This window comes from Actinomadura sp. 3N508 (assembly GCF_044326375.1).
Classification (GTDB): domain Bacteria; phylum Actinomycetota; class Actinomycetes; order Streptosporangiales; family Streptosporangiaceae; genus Spirillospora.
The window spans coordinates 567,199-588,843 of record NZ_JBIRAX010000005.1 but is presented as its reverse complement, the minus strand read 5'-3'; the positions used below and the strand labels follow the sequence as shown (position 1 = coordinate 588,843).

The 21,645-nt window shown below is 71.7% G+C and carries 22 protein-coding genes; 5 read left to right on the top strand and 17 right to left on the bottom strand.

What is annotated here, in order from left to right; all coding sequences use genetic code 11:
- Positions 1–6: 6 nt before the first annotated feature.
- A complete protein-coding gene (locus ACH34S_RS21460; RefSeq protein WP_395954471.1) occupies positions 7–1,989 on the bottom strand; it encodes an ABC transporter ATP-binding protein in 1,983 nt (660 codons plus the stop codon).
- Between the two features lie 278 nt (positions 1,990–2,267).
- Here ACH34S_RS21460 and ACH34S_RS21455 point away from each other — a divergent pair, with 278 nt between their 5' ends.
- Positions 2,268–4,211, top strand: coding sequence for a Xaa-Pro dipeptidyl-peptidase (locus ACH34S_RS21455; RefSeq protein WP_395954470.1), 1,944 nt, complete (start codon positions 2,268–2,270; stop codon positions 4,209–4,211).
- A 96-nt stretch (positions 4,212–4,307) separates the two neighbouring features.
- Here ACH34S_RS21455 and ACH34S_RS21450 read toward each other — a convergent pair whose 3' ends face one another.
- The 3 genes from ACH34S_RS21450 to ACH34S_RS21440 form a co-directional block, all read right to left on the bottom strand.
- On the bottom strand, positions 4,308–5,129 hold the full coding sequence (locus ACH34S_RS21450; RefSeq protein WP_395954469.1) for an enoyl-CoA hydratase/isomerase family protein: 822 nt from the start codon (positions 5,127–5,129) through the stop codon (positions 4,308–4,310).
- Positions 5,130–5,274: 145 nt separating this feature from the next.
- Positions 5,275–5,487, bottom strand: coding sequence for a helix-turn-helix domain-containing protein (locus ACH34S_RS21445; protein ID WP_021596738.1), 213 nt, complete (start codon positions 5,485–5,487; stop codon positions 5,275–5,277).
- 116 nt (positions 5,488–5,603) lie between these two features.
- On the bottom strand, positions 5,604–7,202 hold the full coding sequence (locus ACH34S_RS21440; RefSeq protein ID WP_395954468.1) for an ABC-F family ATP-binding cassette domain-containing protein: 1,599 nt from the start codon (positions 7,200–7,202) through the stop codon (positions 5,604–5,606).
- A 326-nt stretch (positions 7,203–7,528) separates the two neighbouring features.
- Between ACH34S_RS21440 and ACH34S_RS21435 the strand changes: the two genes are divergently transcribed.
- Positions 7,529–8,332 carry a VOC family protein gene (locus ACH34S_RS21435; protein ID WP_395954467.1) on the top strand — a complete coding sequence of 268 codons (804 nt, stop codon included), beginning with the start codon at positions 7,529–7,531 and terminating at the stop codon, positions 8,330–8,332.
- Between the two features lie 45 nt (positions 8,333–8,377).
- Here the strand turns inward: ACH34S_RS21435 and ACH34S_RS21430 are convergent, their stop codons facing one another.
- The 3 genes from ACH34S_RS21430 to ACH34S_RS21420 are packed head-to-tail and all read right to left on the bottom strand — an operon-like array spanning position 8,378 to position 10,436.
- On the bottom strand, positions 8,378–9,142 hold the full coding sequence (locus tag ACH34S_RS21430) for an AIM24 family protein (protein WP_395954466.1): 765 nt from the start codon (positions 9,140–9,142) through the stop codon (positions 8,378–8,380).
- 2 nt (positions 9,143–9,144) lie between these two features.
- On the bottom strand, positions 9,145–9,798 hold the full coding sequence (locus tag ACH34S_RS21425; protein WP_395954465.1) for an AIM24 family protein: 654 nt from the start codon (positions 9,796–9,798) through the stop codon (positions 9,145–9,147).
- Positions 9,798–10,436, bottom strand: a complete 639-nt coding sequence (locus ACH34S_RS21420; protein ID WP_395954464.1) for an AIM24 family protein — start codon at positions 10,434–10,436, stop codon at positions 9,798–9,800. Before ACH34S_RS21420 ends, ACH34S_RS21425 begins: the two co-directional genes overlap by 1 nt.
- A 160-nt stretch (positions 10,437–10,596) precedes the next feature.
- Between ACH34S_RS21420 and ACH34S_RS21415 the strand changes: the two genes are divergently transcribed.
- Positions 10,597–10,992: an ABC transporter permease gene (locus ACH34S_RS21415; protein ID WP_395954463.1), complete on the top strand. Its 396-nt coding sequence runs from the start codon at positions 10,597–10,599 to the stop codon at positions 10,990–10,992.
- Between the two features lie 201 nt (positions 10,993–11,193).
- A complete protein-coding gene (locus ACH34S_RS21410) occupies positions 11,194–12,333 on the top strand; it encodes an EAL domain-containing protein (protein WP_395954462.1) in 1,140 nt (379 codons plus the stop codon).
- A gap of 16 nt (positions 12,334–12,349) precedes the next feature.
- On the opposite strand, the gene ACH34S_RS21405 is transcribed toward ACH34S_RS21410, so the two are convergent.
- Both ACH34S_RS21405 and ACH34S_RS21400 read right to left on the bottom strand, forming a co-directional pair.
- Entirely contained in the window at positions 12,350–13,027 is a 678-nt protein-coding gene (locus ACH34S_RS21405; RefSeq protein ID WP_395954461.1) for a response regulator, read from the bottom strand.
- Positions 13,024–14,205, bottom strand: a complete 1,182-nt coding sequence (locus tag ACH34S_RS21400; protein ID WP_395954460.1) for a sensor histidine kinase — start codon at positions 14,203–14,205, stop codon at positions 13,024–13,026. Before ACH34S_RS21400 ends, ACH34S_RS21405 begins: the two co-directional genes overlap by 4 nt.
- A 150-nt stretch (positions 14,206–14,355) precedes the next feature.
- On the opposite strand from ACH34S_RS21400, the gene ACH34S_RS21395 reads away from it, so the two are divergent.
- Positions 14,356–14,964 carry a hypothetical protein gene (locus ACH34S_RS21395; protein WP_395954459.1) on the top strand — a complete coding sequence of 203 codons (609 nt, stop codon included), beginning with the start codon at positions 14,356–14,358 and terminating at the stop codon, positions 14,962–14,964.
- A 45-nt stretch (positions 14,965–15,009) separates the two neighbouring features.
- Here the strand turns inward: ACH34S_RS21395 and ACH34S_RS21390 are convergent, their stop codons facing one another.
- From ACH34S_RS21390 to ACH34S_RS21355, 8 genes are all read right to left on the bottom strand, one after another.
- Positions 15,010–15,336, bottom strand: coding sequence for a metal-sulfur cluster assembly factor (locus tag ACH34S_RS21390; protein ID WP_395954458.1), 327 nt, complete (start codon positions 15,334–15,336; stop codon positions 15,010–15,012).
- A gap of 73 nt (positions 15,337–15,409) precedes the next feature.
- Positions 15,410–15,868: a Fe-S cluster assembly sulfur transfer protein SufU gene (gene sufU / locus ACH34S_RS21385; protein WP_395954457.1), complete on the bottom strand. Its 459-nt coding sequence runs from the start codon at positions 15,866–15,868 to the stop codon at positions 15,410–15,412.
- Positions 15,869–15,922: 54 nt separating this feature from the next.
- On the bottom strand, positions 15,923–17,185 hold the full coding sequence (locus ACH34S_RS21380; protein ID WP_395954456.1) for a cysteine desulfurase: 1,263 nt from the start codon (positions 17,183–17,185) through the stop codon (positions 15,923–15,925).
- Positions 17,182–17,946, bottom strand: coding sequence for a Fe-S cluster assembly ATPase SufC (gene sufC / locus ACH34S_RS21375; RefSeq protein WP_395954455.1), 765 nt, complete (start codon positions 17,944–17,946; stop codon positions 17,182–17,184). Before sufC ends, ACH34S_RS21380 begins: the two co-directional genes overlap by 4 nt.
- Before the next feature lie 30 nt (positions 17,947–17,976).
- Positions 17,977–18,294, bottom strand: coding sequence for a non-heme iron oxygenase ferredoxin subunit (locus tag ACH34S_RS21370; RefSeq protein WP_395954454.1), 318 nt, complete (start codon positions 18,292–18,294; stop codon positions 17,977–17,979).
- Positions 18,291–19,424, bottom strand: coding sequence for a Fe-S cluster assembly protein SufD (sufD, locus tag ACH34S_RS21365; protein ID WP_395954453.1), 1,134 nt, complete (start codon positions 19,422–19,424; stop codon positions 18,291–18,293). The genes ACH34S_RS21370 and sufD overlap by 4 nt, the downstream gene beginning before the upstream one ends.
- Positions 19,424–20,836 (bottom strand): Fe-S cluster assembly protein SufB, encoded by a 1,413-nt coding sequence (gene sufB / locus ACH34S_RS21360; RefSeq protein ID WP_395954452.1) that lies wholly within the window; start codon positions 20,834–20,836, stop codon positions 19,424–19,426. Before sufB ends, sufD begins: the two co-directional genes overlap by 1 nt.
- Complete coding sequence (locus ACH34S_RS21355) at positions 20,833–21,621, bottom strand: helix-turn-helix transcriptional regulator (RefSeq protein WP_395954451.1); 789 nt, start codon at positions 21,619–21,621, stop codon at positions 20,833–20,835. The genes sufB and ACH34S_RS21355 overlap by 4 nt, the downstream gene beginning before the upstream one ends.
- Positions 21,622–21,645: the final 24 nt, after the last annotated feature.

Here is a 21,645-nt window from a genome sequence, read left to right as displayed (position 1 = left end):
GAACCGTCACTCGGCGCCGAGCGGCTCGGTCTGGCGCTCCTCGTCGCGCTGGTGGGAGAACTGCGTGCGGTACAGCTCGGCGTACAGGCCGCCCTGGAGCAGCAGTTCCTCGTGCCGACCGCGCTCGGCGACGCGGCCGTCGTCGATCACCAGGATCTGGTCGGCCTCCCGGATCGTGGACAGCCGGTGCGCGATCACCAGGGACGTCCGCCCGGCGAGGGCCGTCCGCAGCGCCCGCTGGACGGCCGCCTCGGACTCGGAGTCCAGGTGCGCGGTCGCCTCGTCCAGGACGACCACCGACGGCGCCTTGAGCAGCAGCCGCGCGATCGCGAGCCGCTGCTTCTCCCCGCCCGACAGCCGGTAGCCGCGGTCGCCGACGACGGTGTCGAGGCCCTCGGACATCGCGGCGACGAGCCCGCCGATCTGCGCGGCGTCCAGCGCGGCGAGGATCTCGGTGTCGGTCGCCTCCGGCCGGGCGTAGCGCATGTTCTCGCGGATCGTGTCGTGGAACAGGTGCGCGTCCTGGCTGACCACGCCGATCTCGGCGCGCAGCGATTCGAGGGTGACGTCGCGGACGTCCACGCCCCCGATCCGCACCGCGCCCGCGGACACGTCGTACAGCCGCGACACCAGGTGCGTGATCGTCGACTTCCCGGCGCCGGACGGCCCGACCAGCGCGACGAGCCGTCCGGGCGCGGCGGTGAAGTCGATGTCGTGCAGGACCTCGCGGCCGGGCGCGGTGTCGGTGCGGGCGATCGACTCCAGCGACGCCAGCGACACCTCCTCCGCCGACGGGTAGGCGAACCCGACGTGGTCGAACTCGATCGACGGCGCCTCGTGGGCCTTCACCAGCGACGCGCCCTTCACCAGCGACGGCCCCTTCACCAGCGATGGGGCAGCGGCGGGCTTGCGGGCATCGCCGAGGGGGCGGGCGTCGTCGCGGTCGCGGATCAGCGGCTTGAGGTCGAGGACCTCGAACACGCGGTCGAAGCTGACGAGCGCGGTCATCACGTCCACGTGGACGTTCGACAGCGCGGTGAGCGGCCCGTACATGCGGGTCAGCAGGGTGGCGAGCGCGACGAGCGTGCCGATCTCGAAGGTGCCGTCCACGACCAGGAAGCCGCCGACCCCGTAGACCATCGCGGTGGCGAGGGCCGCGACGAGCGTCAGCGCGGTGAAGAACACCCGCCCGTACATGGCCGCGACGACGCCGACGTCGCGGACGCGCGCGGCGCGCCCGCGGAAGTTCTCCTCCTCCTCGGAGGGACGCCCGTACAGCTTGGCCAGCATCGCGCCCGCGACGTTGAACCGCTCGGTCATCAGCGAGCCCATCTCGGCGTCCAGCACCATCTGCTCGCGGCTGACGCGCTGCAGCCGCTTGCCGACCCACTTGGCCGGCAGGATGAAGATCGGGAGCAGCAGCAGCGCGATCAGCGTGACCTGCCACGACAGGATCATCATGGTCACCAGCACCATGAGCAGGCTGAGCACGTTGGACACCACCGACGACAGGGTGGTGGTGATCGCGCGCTGCGCGCCGATGACGTCGTTGTTGAGGCGGCTGACGAGCGATCCGGTCTGGGCGCGCATGAAGAACGCGACGGGCTGCCGCTGGACGTGCGCGAAGACCTGGCTGCGCAGGTCGTAGATGAGCCCCTCGCCGATGCGCGCCGAGTACCAGCGCTGGGCGAGGCCGAGGACGGCCTCCACCAGCGCGAGCCCGGCGACGGCGATGGCGAGCCAGACGACGAGGTCCTCCCGGCCGGGCAGGATGCCTCGGTCGATGATCGCCTTCAGCAGCAGCGGGTTGGCGACGACGATCAGCGCGGCCAGCGAGTTCAGGGTGAGGAACAGCACGAGCTCGCGGACGTAGGGCCGGGCGTAGCCCGCGATCCGCCCGACGGTGCCGGGCTTGAGCTTCTGCTGGGTGACCGAGCCGTCCCTGCGGAACGAGGCCATCACCTGCCAACCGTTGCCCGGCATTCCCATCAAGCGCCTCCGAGGTCCGCCCGTACCCGATCACGCCACTGTGATCAAGCATGTGTAATCAAGTAAGCATCGCAGGATCCAGTTGCGACAACGCCTGCCCGGTCGGCGGCCTTCCCGCGTCCGCTCACGGCGTAACCACCCGGTCGCGCGAGGGACGCCGCCGTGGTGACGCCTTGGGGGCGGCCGGATGCGGGCAGAACAGCTTATGGACTTCACCGCTGCACTGCGGGTTAATGATCTTTACGTTTTTCTGGCTCGCACTCCCCCAGGAGCCCCCTGTGAACCATCGCCTCCCGCTCGGCGGCACCGGCGTGATCACCTTCACGGCCGCGCTGCTCGCCCTCACCGCGCTCCCAGCGGGGGCGGCCGGACCCACGAAGTCCGCGCCGCCCGCGTCCGCTCCGGCGGCGAAGACCTCGGTGCAGAACGGCGAGACCAAGCCGATCTACTCCCGCGCCGACGCCGTCACCCAGACCGTGGACATCGAGACGACCGTCGACAGCGACCGCGACGGTGTCCGCGACCGCGTCCGGATGCGGATCATGCGCCCGAAGGAGACCGACACGGCCGGGCTCAAGGTCCCGACGATCCTGGAGGCCAGCCCGTACTGGGCCGGCACCCACGACGTCCCGATGCACCCGGTCGACATCGACGACGCGCGCAAGAAGGGCCTCGCCGCCCCGTTCCGCGGCCTCGCCGAGATCTTCCCCGGCTACTACGACAACTACTTCCTGCCCCGCGGCTACGCCATCGCGAACCTGGACAGCATCGGGACGGGCGGCTCAACCGGGTGCCCGACGTCCGGCGACCGGGCCGAGCAGGCGGGCGCCAAGGCCGCCGTGGACTGGCTGAACGGCCGCGCCCGCGGCTGGGCGCCGGACGGCTCCCCCGCGAAGGCGTCCTGGTCCACCGGCAACGTCGGCATGATCGGCCAGTCCTACAACGGGACGCTGCCGAACATGGCCGCCGCGACCGGCGTCGAGGGCCTGAAGGCGATCGTCCCGATCGCCGGCATCTCCAGCTGGTACGACTACTACCGCGCGGGCGGCGGCGTCGTCGCGCCCTACACCTTCCAGGGCGAGGACCTCGACATCCTCGCCAAGGTCGTGCTGACCCGCCAGAACCCCGAGGTCTGCGCGAAGGTCATCGAGGACATCGCGGCGACGCAGGACCGCGAGACCGGCGACTACGGCAAGGTGTGGGCGCAGCGCGACTACGTCGACCAGGCGCGGAACGTGAACGCCGCCGTCATGGTCGTGCACGGGCTCAACGACTGGAACGTCAAGGTCAAGAACTCCGTGCAGTGGTGGAACGCCCTGAAGGAGGCGGGCGTCCCGCGCAAGCTGTGGCTGCACCAGGCCAACCACGCCACGCCGTTCCGCTGGCGCGTCGAGGAGTGGCTGCGGCAGATCCACCACTGGTTCGACCGCTACCTGTACGGCATCAAGAACGGCATCGAGCGCGAGCCGCGGGTGGACGTCGAGCACCCGGACGGCACGTGGGAGACGGCCCGTGACTGGCCCGTGCCCGGCACCCGCACCGTCCCGCTCAGCCTGAACGCCGCGCGATCGGGGCAGGACGGGCAGCCGGGAACCCTCGGCCTGTTCCCGCGGCCCGGCAGGACGCAGACGTTCGTGGACGCGGGCAAGACCCGCACGGCCGACCAGCTCCTCGGCAACGAGAACGAGGCGGACCCGAACCGGCTCGCCTACCTGACGGGGCCGCTGGCCAAGCCAGTCCGGGTGAACGGCATCCCGTCCCTGTCCGTGCAGGCCGCGCTCGACGGCCGGTCGCCGTACCTGACCGCGCTGCTGGTCGACTACGGCACCGACACCCGCCCGACGGGCGCCCGGGTCAACACCGCCGAGCAGGTCTGCTTCGGGCAGACCGTCGAAGGCGACGTCGGCTGCACGATCCGGCAGACGCTGAAGACGGAGACGGCCCCCTACAAGATCATCACGCGGGGCTGGCTGGACGTGCGGAACCGGCACAGTTTCAGCCGCAGCGAGCCGATCAAGCCCGGGAAGACCTACACGTTCCGGTGGGACCTCGAACCCACCGACTACGTGGTGAAGCCCGGTCACCGGCTCGGCGTGATCCTGCTGTCCACCGACTACGACTACACGCTGCGCTACCCGGCCGGCACCGAGGTCGACGTGCGGCCGGGCGTCAGCAGGATCCTGCTTCCGCTGGCGCGCGGCGGACGCGAGTCGCTCCAGTAGCCGCGCAGGGAAGCGGTACCGCCTGAAACGAGCCGGCGGGCCGGGGGCACACTCCCCCGGCCCGCCGTTTCGTTCTCGTCTGAGGGGCGTCCCGGGTCACCTGGCGGACAGGTCGCGGAGGCGGCCGATCTGCTCGCGGCGCTCGGCGGCGCTCTGCTGGTCGAGGGTGTTCCCGGCGGCCTGCCACAGCAGCCGCTTCGTCGCGGCGGAGGCGCCCGCGTCGACGGCGAGCAGCGCGTCCACCAGCTCGCGGACGGCGCCGTCGAGGCCGTCGCGCGGGACGAGGGTCTCGGCGAGCCCGATCCTGGCGGCCTCGTCGGCGTGCACGGTCCGGGCGGTGAGGCACAGCTCCAGCGCCCGTCCGATGCCGGCGATCTCCACCAGCGGCTTGGTGCCGGTCAGGTCGGGGACGAGCCCGAGCGCGGGCTCCTTCATGCAGAACTTCGCGTCGTCGGCGATCACGCGGATGTCGCAGGACAGCGCAAGCTGGAACCCGGCGCCGATGGCGTGGCCGTGGACGGCCGCGACCGTGACGAGGTCGGGACGCCGCAGCCAGGTGTAGCCCTCCTGGAGCTCGGCGATGAAGCGGTCGGCGGCGTCGGGATCGGAGCCGTCGGGGAGCCCGCCGCCTTCGCCGGAGAACATGCCGAGGTCGATGCCCGCGGAAAAGGACGGGCCCGCGCCCCGCAGGACGACGACGCGCACTTCGGCGGGCAGGGCGCGGCCGATGGCGGCGAGCCCCCGCCATGTCGCGAAGGTCATGGCGTTCCGGCGCTCGGGCCGGTTGAGTGTGACGGTGGCGACGGGGCCGTCCACCTCCAGGAGGAGCCCCGCCGCGTCAAGATCCGGCACCGAAAGACCGGTTTCGGGCGGGCCGTTGACGGCTTCCCGCCGGCCGTTCGTGCTCGCGTCCCCCATGCGTCTTTCCTCTCGATGAGCGTGCGGGGCCCGCCCCGCCGTCCACGGGGCGGGCCCGGAAACCCGTCCGCCGCCGCGACCGAACCCTACTCGGTAGGCCGCGGCGACGGGTCGGGCCGTGCGCTCATCCGGGGGCGTTGTCCGGTCAGGACTTCTTGCCCCGGGTCGCGCCACCGCGACCGCGCAGGTTGACGCCGGACTCGGTCAGAATCCGGTGGATGAAACCGTACGAGCGGCCGGTGGCGGCTGCCAGGGCGCGGATGCTCTCGCCGGAGTCGTACCTCTTCTTCAGGTCCGCCGCCAGCTTGTCGCGCTCGGCACCGGTCACGCGGGTGCCCTTCTTGAGGGTCTCGGCCACGAGTACCTCCCGTAGTGATGTGGTGACCGCTGCGTTATCCCCCGCCATGATCAGTCATTCCCGGCTGTTCGGCTACCCACTCGGCCAGAAAAGATCTGCGGAAGTCACTTCGCAGGTCACGCGAGCGCCACCAGATCGGCAAAGTCGTCACTCCAGATGTCTTCCACCCCATCCGGCAGCAAAATCACTCTTTCCGGCGCCAGCGCGTCCACCGCGCCCTCGTCGTGGGTGACCAGGACGATGGCGCCGGCGAAGGTGCGCAGGGCCCCGAGGATCTCCGCGCGGCTGGCCGGGTCGAGGTTGTTGGTGGGCTCGTCCAGCAGCAGGACGTTCGCGCTGGACACCACCAGCATCGCCAGCGCCAGCCGGGTCTTCTCGCCGCCGGACAGGACGCCCGCGGGCTTGTCGACGTCGTCGCCAGAGAACAGGAACGAGCCGAGGATCTTGCGGACCTCGACGGGCGCCATGCCGGGCGCTGCCGACTGCATGTTCTCCAGGACGGACCGGTCGACGTCCAGGGTCTCGTGCTCCTGGGCGTAGTAGCCGATCCGCAGGCCGTGGCCGGGGACGACCGTCCCGGTGTCGGGCTCGTCAACGCCCGCCAGCAGGCGAAGCAGGGTCGTCTTGCCCGCGCCGTTCAGGCCGAGGACGACGACGCGGCTGCCCCGGTCGACGGCGAGGTCCACGTCGGTGAATATCTCCAAAGATCCGTACGATTTCGACAAACCCTCCGCGGTGAGCGGAGTCTTACCGCACGGGGCCGGGTCCGGGAAGCGGATCTTGGCGACCTTGTCGGCCTGCCGCTCGCCCTCCACGCCCGCGAGGAGCTGCCTGGCGCGCCGGTCCATCTGCTGGGCCGCCTTGGCCTTGGTGGCCTTGGCGCGCATCTTGTCGGCCTGCGACAGCAGCGCGGACGCCTGCCGCTGCGCGTTGGCCGACTCGCGCTTGCGGCGCCGCTCGTCGGTCTCGCGCTGGTCGAGGTACTTCTTCCAGCCGACGTTGTAGATGTCGATCACGCAGCGGTTGGCGTCGAGGTGGAACACCCGGTTGACGACCGCGTCCAGCAGCTCCACGTCGTGGCTGATCACCACGAGCCCGCCCTGGTGGGACTTCAGGAAGTCGCGGAGCCAGACGATCGAGTCGGCGTCGAGGTGGTTGGTGGGCTCGTCCAGCAGGAGGGTGTCGGCGCCGGAGAACAGGATGCGGGCCAGCTCCACGCGGCGCCGCTGGCCGCCGGAGAGCGTGCCGAGCGGCTGGGTCATCACCCGGTCGGGCAGGCCGAGGCTGGAGGCGATCGACGCCGCCTCCGACTCCGCCGCGTACCCGCCGAGCACGTGCAGCCGCTCCTCGATGCGCCCGTAGCGGCGGACGGCCTTGTCGCGGTCGGCGCCCGTCGCGGCGGCCATCGCGTCCTCGGCGGCGCGCAGCTTGCGGATCACCTCGTCCAGGCCGCGGGCCGACAGGATGCGGTCGCGCGCCAGCTCGTTGAGGTCGACGTCGCGGGGGTCCTGCGGCAGGTAGCCGACGGTGCCGGACGAGGTCACCGCGCCCTGCGCGGGCAGCGCGTCCCCGGCCAGCACCTTGGTGAGGGTGGTCTTGCCCGCGCCGTTGCGCCCGACGAAACCGACCCGGTCGCCGGGGTTCACCCGGAACGTGGCGGCCTCGATCAGCAGCCGGGACCCGGCGCGCAGCTCGATGTCTTTCGCGATGATCACAGTGACAGGGCTCCCCTGACGGACGGCTCGGTGGACAGGCACGAATAAGCGCGCCTCTCAGCCGGCGTTGCGGCTGGGGCGCGCTCGAGGCGGCCTGTCAGTTCGGGAGCGGAACCATCCGCCAAGTGTACGCGACGGGGGCCGGGCGAAGCTCGCCGGTTGATCGGTGGCGGGTGGGGGCTGGAGAACGGCAGGCCGGACCCGGTCATGCCGATCGGGGCGCGTGCGATGTGTGAACGGCGCGGACGAGGCCAGGATGAGGATCACGGGCGTGCGGCGGAGAGCACAGGGGCCCGGGGGTCCCGCCACGAAGGAGCGTGAGACGTATGACCAAGGTCACCGGCAATTCACCCGAGGGCACGCCCACCTGGCTCGACATCGGCGTCCCCGACCTCGACCGGGCCAAGGCGTTCTACGGGGCGCTGTTCGGCTGGGAATTCGAGGACGCGGGCCCCGAAGCGGGGCACTACCACACGTGCACGGTGCAGGGTGAGCCCGTCGCGGGGATGATGCTGAACCCCGAGGAAGAGCCCGACGTGTACTGGTGGAGCGTCTACTTCGCCACCGACGACTGCGACGGCGCGGTGAAGCGCGCCACGGACGCGGGCGGGGAGGTCGTCGTCCCGGCCATGGACGTGATGGACATGGGCCGCATGGCGATCCTCAAGGACCCGCGGGGCGGCCAGTTCGGCCTGTGGCAGGGCCGCAGCCACACCGGCTCCAGGATCGTGAACGAGCACGGGTCGTTCGTCTGGAACGACCTGTTCGTCCCCGGCGACGCCGGGCCCGCCCGCGAGTTCTACAGGGCGCTGTTCGGCTACCAGGTCGAGCCGATGCAGGACGCCGAGGGCCTCGACTACACCACCATCGCCCGGCCCGACGGCCGGTTCATGGGCGGCGTGCTCGGCGGGGAGGGCCTCGTCCTCGGCGGCGGCGCGGAGGAGGTCGCCTCGTGGCTCACCTACTTCGCGGTCGAGGACGCCGACGCGGCGGTGCGGCAGGTCGAGGCCGGTGGCGGCACGGTGGAGGAGTCGCCGGCCGACACCCCGTACGGGCGGATCGCGACCGTCCGCGACCCGTTCGGCGTGCCGTTCCGCGTGATGAAGCCCGCGCCCGACCCGGAGTCGTGAGAGGCGGCGGGCGGGGGCCCGGACGGCGTCCGGGCCCCCGCCCGCTCAGCTGCGCTCGGCGGACAGGCGCTGGGTGATGGTGCGCTGGAGCCGCTGCAGCCCCGACGTGCCGACCAGCCCGATCTGACCTTCGAGGTCGCGCAGCAGGACGTCCTCGTTCATCACGACCTCGGACGACTGCATCAGCACGGTGCCCTGCCCGGTGAAGTCGAACTGGTGCTCCTCGCCGGACTGCCCGCCGATCCCGAACACCATCCGGGCGGCGCCGAACGCCCCGCGCATGTACGAGTGGTCGTAGTGGTGGCACGGGGACGGGCAGTCGGCCCAGCCGAGCAGCGCCTGCGGGTCGATCCTGATCGGCGGCTCGACGAAGTGGACCGGCCCGTTGGAGGCGGCCACGAACCGGCCGGTGCCGATCAGCGTCAGGAACCCGGGGATGATCGACTGCTTGAGCTCCAGGCCCGGCTCGAAGGCGAGCAGGTTCCCGGCCCGGACGGTGAGGTTCCCGTTCTCCAGGTCGAAGGAGTTGACGTCGAACCCGCGGTCGGCGAGGACGAGCTTCCCCTGCCCCTGCGCGACGATCCAGTCCTGCGCGTACAGCGGCGAGTTGAAGGTGTGCGCGACGAGGGAGTCGAGCGCGCCCGCCGACAGCGCCTCGAACCTGATCTGCCCGTAGTAGGCGATCATCTTGCCCTTCTGCGCGAACCACTGCCCGTTGAGGTCGACGCTGAAGGCGTAGGGGTTGACGTTGTCGTTGGACGGGAGCGTGACCGGGTTCCAGGTCTGCGTCTGCGTGCCGTACGTGCTCACGGTCAGATCTTCCTCTCGCTGGCCTGGACGTAGACGACGCCGAGACCGCTCAGCTCCAGCTGGAACGCCTCGCCGGAGCCGCGTCCGACGAGGTCGCGCAGCCCCACCGCCGTGGTGAGCTTGTTCTGCACCTGGCCGCGGTGCGCCACGTACGCCTGCGGGTCGACGTGCACGGGACGGTTCTGGCTGATCGGCAGCTCCATCACCCCGCCGTGCGACAGCACCGCGCACGAGCCGTGGCCCATGAGCGTCGAGGTGAACAGGCCCTGCCCGGTGACCGCGCCGCGGACGATGCCGCGCACGCCGCCCTGCTCGCCCATGAACATGGTCCCGACCTGCAACGACGCGTCGTGCACGAGCAGCCGGTCGGCCTCCACGTAGAGGGTGTCGGCGCCTTGCAGGTCGATGACGGTGACGTGCAGGCCGGCGTGCCCGAACAGGACGCTGCCCTGCCCGGTGACGTGCATCATCGCGCTGCGCTCGCCGGCGACGGCGCGGCCGATGGTGCCGCCGATGCCCTGCCCGGCCGTCGTGGACGGCGCGAACGACACGGGGCCGGTGTAGGCGAGCATCGCGCCGCGCTTGCTGTAGACCTCCTGGCCCGGCCCGACCGGCACCTGGAGCATCTTGGAGTTGATCGACTGGTATCCGGGCATCAGATCTCCAAGATTCCGCCGCGCTCGGACGGCTGGACGTACACCAGGCCGTGCCCCTGGTACCGGAACTGCACGCTCTCCCCCGAGCCCTGGCCGATCACCGTCCGCCAGTTGACGTCGGTGACCACGTCCTGCTGGAGCTGCCCGTGGTGGCAGACGTAGGCGTGCGGGTCGACGCACAGCGGCGTCTGCGGCGTCACCTCCAGCACGATCGCGGGCCCTTGGGACAGGATCGCGACCGTCCCGTGCCCTTCCACCTTGGTGGTGGCGAGCCCCTGCCCGGTGCCCATCCCCCGCAGCCCGACGAAATGGACGCCGGTCTGCAGGTTCCCGTCGAGGGCGAGGAGGCTCTCCGACTCGACGTACAGGGTGTCGCCGGCCAGCGGGACGAGGGTCACCTCCGTCGCCTCGCTCGCCAGGTACACCGTCCCCTGCCCGGTGATCTCCATGAGGGTCATGCCCTCACCGGCGATCCTGCGCTTCAGTGCGCCGCGCAGGCCCTCGCCGCCCGTCATGCCCTGGCGTTTGAACGTCATCTGGCCCTCGTAGGCGACCATGGAGCCGTTCAGCGCCCTGATGGTCTCGCCGCCGAGGTCGACGGCGAGCATCTTGGAGCCGTTCATTCGAAATTGCGCCACGAAGCGAGAACATACAGCTGTTCGCGGGGGCCGTGGGGGGTCGTCCCCCCACAGAAAAGCGCGTCCGTTCCCGCTGGGGACGCGGGGGGCGTCCCGCACAATCGACGGGCCCGGCGCGTTGACGGTTCGCCGCGCGCGCGGATCGGGAAGGATGAGCATCATGTGGATCGCTCCCGAACGCCGCAGCCTCAGCAGGTGGGCCGTGCCCGGGCTCGTCCTCGGCGCCGGCGTGGTGGTCGCGGCCGTGCTGGCCGCCGACGGGCGGTCGGGGACGGCCCTCGTCGCGCTCGGCGCGCTGGCCGGCTACGCCGCCTACCTCGCCTACCGGCGCAACGAGCCGGCGCTGCCGATCAGCGAGGGCTTCGGCTCCGGCACCCGGGCCCGCGCGCATCTGCGGGCCGCGGCGATGACCGGTGACGTGCTGACGGTCGCGGTGGTCGGGGGGCTGATCGTCCAGGCGCTGCGCGGCGCCGACATCACCGCCTACGTCTGGCTCGCGGCCGTCGCCGGGGTGACCTATCTGCTGTCGGCGTTCGCCGGCGGCCGCGGCCTCTGAGCCCGCACGGCCCGCGCCGGATCGGGCCCCGGCCCGCTGGTCCCCGAACGGCGTACCGAACGGTGCTCTGCAGCCGAACCAGTGACGGCCGCTGAACCGAGCGTGGCGGCGGAGGAGAAATGTACTCTGAACTGCGAATGTTGGGTTAACTTCGGCTGACACATCTGGTTTCGTCGCGAAGTACAGCGACATGATGCGGTTGTGTCCGCAGTCGATGCACTTGATGCCCTCCTCCCCGCACGGGCGGTGTTCCATCCGGTCGTCGACCTCGGCACCGGAACCGTCGTCGCGGTCGAGGCCCACGCACCCCCGGCCGGCTCGTCCGGCCCCCTGCGACCCGATCCGGCGGCCGAGGACGTACGCCGCGCGATCGAGGCCGCCCGCGCCGCCACCGGGCTCCGCACGCCGCTGCCGCTGCAGATCGGGCTGCGCACCGAGACCCTCGCCCGCGGCGACGACCTCCTCGCCGACCTGCACCGCGGGCTCGCCGACACCGGCCGCCGCCCGCAGGAGATCATCATCTGCGTGTCGGGCGGGTTCCCGCCCGCGGCGCGCCCGCCCGTCACCGCCGCCCTCTCCGGGCTGCGCAGGACCGGCTACCTCGTCGGCCTCGCCGGTCTCGGCGCCGCGCACGCGCCGCTGGACCTGCTCGTGGACGGCGCGTCCTACCTGCTGAAACTCGACCCCGAGCTGGCGCGCCGGTCGGTGTCGGAGCCGCGCCGCGCGGCGCTGGTGGGGAGCCTGGTCGAGCTGGCGCACCGGCTGGAGACGCACGTCCTGGCGCCGCAGATGGCGACCCGCGAGCAGGTGCTGCACATGCGCGACGCGGGGGTGCGGCTCGTCCAGGGACCCGCGCTGGCGCCGCCGGAGTGGCGGCCGGGGATGCCGGTCCACATCCCGGTCGCGGCCGCCGAGGAGCCCGCCCGGCCCGAACCGGGGCTCGGGCTCGGGCCGCGGGTCTCGGAATTCACCCTCCCGGCGGTGACAATGCCGCACACGGCGACCGCGGGCGAGGTGCTCAACGCGCTGAACGCCGAGAGCGGCATCACCAGCATCATCCTGGTCGACGAACGGCAGCGGCCCCGCTGCACGGTGGACCGGACGCGGTTCCTGCTGCGCCTGTCCGGCGCGTACGGGCACGCGCTGCACGCCCGCCGCCCGGCCGCGCGCCTCGCCGACGCGCCCCGGCCCGTGCCGCGCACCGTCCCGGCGGTCGCGGCGCTGCGGGCCGCCGGGCGGGAGGACGAGCGCGTCTACGACGACCTGGTCGTGGTGGACGAGGTCGGCCGCTGCCTCGGCATCGTCCGCGTCGCCGACCTGATCCGCAGCCTGTCGCGCTGAGATCGCCGCTGCCGGGTCAGAACGCCCCGGGTGATCCTTTGTGCGGATCGGTCCCGGTACGGCCGGAGGCGGCCGTCTCCTGGGCGAGGATGGCCGCCTGGACGCGGCTGGCCAGCCCCAGCTTCCCGAGGATGCGGCTGACATGGGTCTTGGTGGTGGTCTCCGCCATGTCCAGCCGGGCCGCGATCTGCCCGTTCGACAGCCCCTCCCCCAGGCACGCGAACACCTCCCGCTCCCGCGGCGTCAGCTCCGCGAGCCCCGGCACGGCCCGCTCCGCCGCGGGCCGGGCGGCGAACGCGCCGATCAGCCGCCGGGTGACCTTCGGCGCGATGATCCCCTCACCGGCCGCGACCGTCCGCACGGCGTCCACCAGCTTGTCGGCGTCGACGTCCTTGAGCAGGAATCCGGCCGCGCCCGCCCGCAGCGCGCCGAACACGTACTCGTCCATGTCGAACGTGGTCAGCACCAGCACGTCCGTGATGCCGGCGATCTCCCGGGTGGCGCCGATACCGTCCAGCCGGGGCATGCGGACGTCCATCAGCACCACGTCCGGGCGCAGCTCCCGGGCCAGCTCCACCGCCCGGACCCCGTCGGCCGCCTCGCCGACCACCCGGATCCCGGGCGCCGCGCCGAGGATGAGCACCAGGCCCGCCCGCACCGCCGCCTGATCGTCCGCGACCAGAACCTCGATCATGACGTCTCCGTGAACTGCTGGTCGAGCGGCAGCTCGGCGTGCACGCGCCAGCGCCCGCCGTCGGGCCCCGCGTCGAACTCTCCGGCCAGCATCACCGCGCGCTCGCGCATCCCCACCAGCCCGCTGCCCGTGCCCGGGAGCCGCGCCGCGTCTTCCCCGAGCGGGCTCAGCACGTCGATCACCACGCTTCTCCGCGTGTACTCCACACGGACGTCGGTGCTGCCGGGACCGGCGTGCTTGAGCGCGTTCGTCAGCGCCTCCTGCACGATCCGGTACGCCGCCAGCTCCACCGCGGCGGGCAGCTCCGGCGGCTCCCCCGCGATCTCCAGCCGCGCCGACAGGTCGGACCGCTCCGTGTGCCGGACGAGCCGTCCGAGCTCCGCCAGCCGCGGCCGCGCCGCCGGGTCCTCCGCGCCGCCGTCGCCGTCGCCGTCCCGCAGCAGCCCGATCATCCGGCGCATCTCCGCGAGGCCCTGGACGCTGTTCTCCCGGATGACCTCCATGGCCCGCTCGATCCCCTCCCGGTCGAGGTTCGGCACCTTCAGCACGGCCGAGGAGTGCAGCGCCACGGCGCTCAGATGGTTGGCGATCACGTCGTGCAGCTCGCGGGCCATCCGGGCCCGCTCGGCGGTCACCGCGGCCCGCCGGTCCAGCTCAGCCAGCCGCGCCACCTGCTCGGCGCGCTGCCGCTCCGCCTCCGCCCGGAACCGGTGCTCCCGGACGGCCATCGCCGTCAGCACCGGCGCGACCCACACCACCCCGGCGACCGACCCGCTCACCACGCCGAGGGCGAGGTCGCCCATCCCGATCCCGGCGGCGGCCGCGACGGCCAGCGACGCCGCCAGGGTCGTGCCGAGCAGCCACTCCGCCGTCCGACGCCGCCCGTAGAGGCTCGCCGCGTACAGCGCGTCACCGTAGATCATCGCGGTGGCGAGGCTCGGCCCCATCACCACGTCGGCGAAGTTGAACGGCGTCGCCACCGCCAGCGCGGTCAGCGGCGCCGTCCGCCGCATCAGCAGCGCCGACGACAGCCCGAGCAGCGGGACGAGCCGCACCCACGGAGACGGATCCCAGTCCTCGGACCATGTCGAGTAGCCGTGCACCGAGAGCAGCAGCAGACCGCCCGCGAGCGCCGCCACGGCGACGAGCGCGTCCTTACGGGTGGTGAGCCTGTGCACCCGTCCATCTCAGCATCCCCGCGCGCGTGCGTCGTCCACCGCCTTGACGAGCCCGCGTACATCCTTCGGACGACCCCCGAAACCCCCATCCCGGAGGACGATCGCGGCCCCTTCACCAGGGACGATGGAAGCGTCGAGAAAGGACCTCACGTGCTCATCGCGATCATCGCCGGCTGCGAGATCGGCTTCTGGGTCGTCCTCGCCGCCGGTCTCGTCGCCCGCTACCCGCTGCGGCTCCGCCGGACCGGCGCGGCGCTGCTGCTGTGCGTCCCGCTGGTCGATCTGGTCCTGCTGGTCGCGACGGCGATCGACCTGCGCGGCGGGGCGACCGCGGGCTTCGCCCACGGCCTCGCCGCCGCCTACATCGGGTACTCGGTCGCGTTCGGGCACAGCATGGTCCGGTGGGCCGACGAGCGCTTCGCGCACCGCTTCGCGGGCGGCCCGCCGCCCCGCGGCAAGCCGAAGTACGGCGGGGCCCGCGTCCGCTACGAGTGGCGCGAGTTCGGGAAGGCGGTCATCGCCACCGCCATCGCGTGCGGCCTGCTCCTCGCGATGATCGCCTGGGTCGGCGACCCCGGCCGCACCGCGGCCCTCGACGGCTGGCTCGGCCGCCTCGGCATCGTCCTGGCGATCTGGTCCCTCTGGCCGATCACCCACACCCTCTGGCCGGCCAAGCCCAAGCCCGCCGCCCCGCCCGCCGACCCCGCAGCGGTCGCGGGCGGCGACCCGGGCTCCCCGCCCGGCCGTACGCACACGTGAGGCCGCGGCCCCGGCAGGGGGACGCGGCCTTCGCGGGTGGTGCGGTCAGACGTTGAAGCCGAGGGCGCGGAGCTGGTCGCGGCCCTCGTCGGTGATCTTGTCGGGGCCCCACGGCGGGAGCCACACCCAGTTGATCTTGACGTCCTTGACCATGCCCTCCAGGGCGCTGTGCGCCTGGTCCTCGATCACGTCGGTGAGCGGGCAGGCGGCGCTGGTGAGGGTCATGTCGAGGGTCGCGACCTCGTCGGCGATGTTGACGCCGTACACCAGGCCGAGGTCGACGACGTTGATGCCGAGCTCGGGGTCGACGACGTCCTTGAGCGCCTCAAGGATGTCCTCCTCCGGAACGGCCGTGCCGGTGGTTTCGGTCATGATGCTCTACCTTTCTGGGTGGCGCCCCCCAGACCCCCGGGCGTTCGGCCCGAAGATCCTCGCTTCGCTGCGGTCATCGGGCCTCTCCGAGTGCGCGGGCTGTCGCGTCCTTCCACGCCATCCAGGCGAGCAGGGCGCATTTTATGCGGGCGGGGTATTTGGAGACGCCGGCGAAGGCGATGGCGTCCTCCAGGACGTCCTCGTCGGGCTCGACGTCCTGGCCGCGCGACTGCATCAGCGTGAGGAACTCCTCGCCGACCGCCATCGCCTCCTTGACGGACTTCCCGATGACCAGGTCGGACATCACCGACGCGCTGGCCTGGCTGATGGAGCAGCCCATCGCGTCGTAGGACACGTCGGCGACCGTGGCGTCCTGGCCCTCGCCGTCCAGATGGACGCGCAGCGTCACCTCGTCCCCGCAGGTCGGGTTGACGTGGTGCGCCTCGCCCTCGAACGGCTCACGCAGCCCCTTGTGGTGGGGGTTGCGGTAATGGTCCAGGATGACCTCCTGGTACATCGCCTCCAGGTGCATGGGGTCCTCTCCGTGGCTCTCTCGCTACAACAGGGCGGGTCGCAGGGGTGTTCCTCAGGACGTGCCGAAGAACTTCTGGGCCTGCCTGACCCCGTCGGCGAGGGCGTCGATGTCGCCGAGGGTGTTGTAGAGGTAGAACGTCGCGCGGGTCGTCGCCGGGATGGCGAAGCGGCGGCAGATCGGCCACGCGCAGTGGTGGCCGACGCGGACCGCGACGCCGAGGTCGTCGAGGACCTGGCCGACGTCGTGCGGGTGGATGCCGTCCACGGTGAACGACACGGCTCCGCCGCGGGCCTCGGTGGTGCCGGGGCCGATGATGCGGACGCCGGGGATCTCGGTGAGCCGCTCCAGCGAGTAGCCGACGAGGGCCTCCTCGTGGGCGTGGACGCGGTCCATCCCGATCTCGGCGAGGTACTCGCAGGCGGCGCCGAGGCCGATGGCCTGCGCGGTCATCGGCACGCCCGCCTCGAACCGCTGCGGCGGCGGCATGAAGGTCGTCTCCTCCATGCGGACGATCTCGATCATGGAGCCGCCGGTGATGAACGGCGGCATCACTTCGAGCAGCTCGCTCCGCCCCCACAGCACGCCGATGCCGGTCGGGCCGAGCATCTTGTGGCCGGAGAAGGCGAGGAAGTCGACGCCGAGCCGGGCGACGTCCACGGGCTGGTGCGGCACCGACTGGGCCGCGTCCAGCAGGACGAGCGCGCCGACGGCGTGGGCCCGGGCCGCGATCCGCTCGATCGGCGGGACGGTGCCGAGCACGTTCGACTGGTGCGTCAGCGCGACGATCTTCGTGCGCTCGTTGACCAGGTCATCGAGCTGCTCCAGGTCGAGGCGGCCGTCGTCGGTGATGCCGAACCAGCGCAGGGTCGCGCCCGTCCGCCGGCAGAGCTGCTGCCACGGGACGAGGTTGGCGTGGTGCTCCATCTCCGACACCACGACCTCGTCGCCGGGGCCGACCACGAACCGCTCGGCCTCCGGGCCGCCGGTGGCGGCGTTGCTCATCGCGTACGCGACCAGGTTGATCGCCTCGGTGGCGTTCTTGGTGAACACGACCTCGGCGGTCGACGCGCCGATGAACCGGGCGATGGACGCGCGGGCCTTCTCGTAGCCCTCCGTCGCCTCCTCGGCGAGCTGGTGCGCGCCGCGGTGCGGCGCCGCGTTGTGCTTCTCGTAGAACTCGCGCTCCGCCTCCAGGACCCGGACGGGCTTCTGCGACGTCGCACCCGAATCGAGGTACACCAGAGGGCGCCCGCCGCGCACCGTGCGCTGCAGCAGCGGGAAGTCCTTCTTCAGCTCCTCCGGCAGCAGTTTCATAGCGCGGCGCCCGCCTTCGCGTACTTCTCGTAGCCCTGCTCCTCCAGCTCGTCGGCCAGCTCGGGGCCGCCCTCGGCGACGACGCGGCCGCCGGCGAACACGTGCACGAAGTCGGGCTTCACGTAGCGGAGGATGCGCGTGTAGTGGGTGATCAGCAGGACGCCGGTCTCGCCGGACGCGAACCGGTTCACGCCCTCCGCGACGACCTTGAGGGCGTCGACATCGAGGCCGGAGTCGGTCTCGTCCAGGACCGCGACCTTCGGCTGGAGCATCTCCAGCTGCAGGATCTCGTGCCGCTTCTTCTCACCGCCGGAGAAGCCCTCGTTCAGGCTGCGCTGCGCGAACGCCGGGTCGATGGACAGGTTCTCCATCGCCTGCTTCATGTCCTTGGAGAACTCGCGGAGCTTCGGGGCCTCCCCGCGGACCGCGGTGACGGCCGAGCGCAGGAAGTTGGAGACCGACACGCCGGGCACCTCGACCGGGTACTGCATCGCCAGGAACAGCCCGGCGCGGGCGCGCTCGTCGACCGACATGCCGAGGACGTCCTCGCCGTCGAGCGTGACGGTCCCGGACGTGACCTCGTACTTGGGGTGCCCGGCGACCGCGTAGGCGAGGGTGGACTTGCCGGAGCCGTTCGGCCCCATGATCGCGTGGGTCTCCCCGGCCTGCACGGTCAGGTCGACCCCGCGCAGGATCTCCTTCGCCCCGTCGGAGCCGTCGCCGACGGAGACGTGGAGGTCGCGGATCTCTAGCGTGGCCATGGTGCGTGATGTCCCTTTGTCGTGGGGTCGTCAGTCGTCGGCGGCGAGCGAGACGTAGACGTCGCCGTCCTCGACCTTGACCTTGTATGTGGCGACCGGCTGCGTGGCCGGAGGATTGGTGGGCTTGCCGGTGCGCAGGTCGAAACAGGACCCGTGCAGCCAGCACTCGATGGTGCCGTCGTAGATCTCGCCTTCGGACAGCGAGACCTCGGCGTGGGAGCAGATGTCGTTGAGGGCGTACACGTCCTCACCGCTGCGCGCGATGGCGACGGGCGTGTCGTCGACCTCGACGGCGAGCGCCCCGTCCGGAGGGACCTCGTCCAGCGCGCACACCTTCACGTACGTCATCGAGCCCCCCGGTCGAGCTCGGCCTCGATGGCCTCCTGCACCTTCTCCCGGACCTCGGCGACCTCGATGCGCTCGATCAGCTGCCCGAGGTAGCCCCGGACGACCATGCGGCGCGCCTCGTCGAAGGTGATGCCGCGGGCCCGGAGGTAGAACAGGTGCTCGTCGTCGAGGCGCCCGGACGCCGAGGCGTGCCCGGCGCCGGCGACCTCGCCGGTGAGGATCTCCAGGTTCGGGACGGAGTCGACCCGCGTCCCGTCGGTGAGGACGAGGTTGCGGTTCAGCTCGTAGGTGTCGGTGCCCTCCGCCTCCGCGCGGATGATCACGTCGCCGATCCAGACGGCGTGGGCGTCCTGGTCCTGCAGGGCGCCGCGGTAGTCGACGCGGCTGCGGCAGTTCGGGACGGTGTGGTCGACCAGGAGGCGGTGCTCCAGGTGCTGGCCGCCGTCCACGAAGTACACGCCGTACAGCTCGGCGTCGCCGCCGGGCCCCTCGTAGGCGACGGACGGCGAGATCCGCACCACGTCGCCGCCGAGCGAGACGTTGTGCGAGACGAACCGGGCGTCGCGGCCGAGGCGGGCGTGCTGGTGGGACACGTGGACGCTGCCGTCCGCCCAGTCCTGCAGGCTGATCACCGAGAGGCGGGCGCCGTCGCCGACGACGAACTCGACGTTGTCGGCGTAGGTCGCCGGGCCGCGGTGCGTCAGCACGACGGTGGCCTGCGCGAACGGCTCCACGATCACGGTGGTGTGGCCGTAGGCGGCGGCCGAGGCGTCCTCGCCGCGCAGCCGCAGCACGGTCGGCGCCGACGCGACGGCCTCCTTCGGCACGGTCACGACGGTGGCCTGCGTGAACGAGTTCCACGCCTGCGCGCTGACCCGGTCGGACGGGACGTGGGCCTTGCCGAGCCGGGCGTCGTCGCGGCCGACGGTCTCGACGGTCACCTCCGGCGCCGCCTCCACCTCGACCAGGACCTTGCCGTCGGCGTCGGCCGTGCCGTTGTGCAGGCCGCGGAGGCGGCGCAGCGGCGTGAACCGCCACTCCTCCTCGCGGCCGGTCGGGACGTCGAAGTCGCCGACGTCGTACGACGCCTTGTCGTGCAGCGTCGAGAGAGGCTTGACATCGAGCCCCATCAGCCGACGGCTCCTTCCATCTGCAGCTCGATGAGCCGGTTCAGCTCAAGGGCGTACTCCATCGGCAGCTCGCGCGCGATCGGCTCGACGAACCCGCGCACGATCATCGCCATCGCCTCGTCCTCGGTGAGGCCGCGGCTCATCAGGTAGAACAGCTGCTGCTCCGACACCTTGGAGACGGTGGCCTCGTGGCCCATCTCGACGTCGTCCTCGCGGACGTCGACGTAGGGGTAGGTGTCGGACCGGCTGATCTGGTCGACGAGCAGCGCGTCGCACTTCACGGTGGACTTGCTGTGCTCGGCGCCCTCCTGGATCTGCACCAGCCCGCGGTAGGACGTGCGGCCCCCGCCGCGCGCCACCGACTTGGAGATGATGCTGGAGGAGGTGTTCGGCGCGGCGTGCACCATCTTGGCGCCCGCGTCCTGGTGCTGGTCCTCGCCCGCGAAGGCGATCGACAGGGTCTCGCCCTTGGCGTGCTCGCCGAGCAGGTACACGGCCGGGTACTTCATGGTGACCTTGGAGCCGATGTTGCCGTCGACCCACTCCATCGTCGCGCCCTCGTAGGCGACGGCGCGCTTGGTCACCAGGTTGTAGACGTTGTTGGACCAGTTCTGGATGGTCGTGTAGCGGACGCGGGCGTCCTTCTTCACGACGATCTCCACCACGGCGGAGTGCAGCGAGTCCGACTTGTAGATCGGAGCGGTACAACCCTCGACGTAGTGGACGTAGGAGCCCTCGTCGGCGATGATCAGCGTCCGCTCGAACTGGCCCATGTTCTCGGTGTTGATCCGGAAGTAGGCCTGGAGCGGGATCTCGACGTGCACGCCCGGCGGGACGTAGATGAACGAGCCGCCCGACCAGACCGAGGTGTTGAGCGCGGCGAACTTGTTGTCGCCGACGGGGATCACCGAGCCGAAGTACTCCTGGAAGATCTCCGGGTGCTCGCGCAGGCCGGTGTCGGTGTCGAGGAAGATGACGCCCTTCTCCTCAAGATCTTCACGGATCTTGTGGTAGACGACCTCCGACTCGTACTGCGCCGCGACGCCCGCGACGAGGCGCTGCTTCTCCGCCTCGGGGATGCCGAGCTTGTCGTAGGTGTTCTTGATGTCCTCGGGGAGCTCCTCCCAGGAGCCCGCCTGCTGCTCGGTGGAGCGGACGAAGTACTTGATGTTGTCGAAGTCGATGGCCGACAGGTCGGAGCCCCAGGTGGGCATCGGCTTCTTGTCGAACAGCCGCAGCCCCTTGAGGCGCAGGGCGAGCATCCAGTCGGGCTCGTCCTTCTTGCCCGAGATGTCGCGGACGACGTCCTCGTTCAGGCCGCGCCGCGCCGAGGCCCCGGCCTCGTCGGAGTCGGCCCAGCCGAACTTGTACTTGTCGAGCCCCTCCAGTTCGGGGTGGGCTGCCGTAGTCATATGGGGGTCCCTCCGGACTCCTCGTCATCTGTCGGTGTGCGTTCCTCGTCGCCGCCGCAGAGCGAGCGGGGGCTGACGTGGGTGGTGCATATGCCGTCGCCGTGGGCGATCGTGGCCAGCCGCTGGACGGGTGTGCCCAGCAGGCGGCTGAACGCCTCGGTCTCGGCCTCGCACAGCGCCGGGAACTCCGCGGCGACGTGCGCGACGGGGCAGTGATGCTGGCACAGCTGCTCGCCGCCGCCCGGCTGGGGCGCCTTCGCCGCGGCGGCCGCGTAGCCGTCGCCCGACAGCGCCTCGGCGAGCGTGCGGACCCGCTGGTGGGGCGGGGCCTGCTGCACGACGGGCCGGTAGCGCTGCTCCAGATCGGCGATCTGGCGCCGGGCGAACTCGGCGACCGCGTGGTCGCCTGCCGTCTCGGCGATGAACCGCAGCGCGCTGGTCGCCAGGTCGTCGTAGGCGTGCACGAACGCGTTGCGGCCGGCGTCGGTGATCGCGAACCACTTGGCTGGACGTCCCCGGCCACGCCTGGCCTGCGGCGTCCGTGCCTTGCGGACCTCGATCATGCCGTCGGCCAGCAGCGCGTCCAGGTGCCGGCGGATCGCGGCGGGCGTGAGGCCGACGCGCTCCCCCAGCGTGGACGCCGTGACCGGGCCGTGCTCGAGGATGAGCCGGGCCACCCGCGCGCGTGTGTCACGCTCGGTGTGGCCTGGCGCGTGGGCGGGCACGGACGGCACGCCGAGGGGCCGCGCGGTGGCGGCCTCTGCGCTGGTCCGGTCCTCGCTCACGTTTTTCACAACATCAGTGTGCCG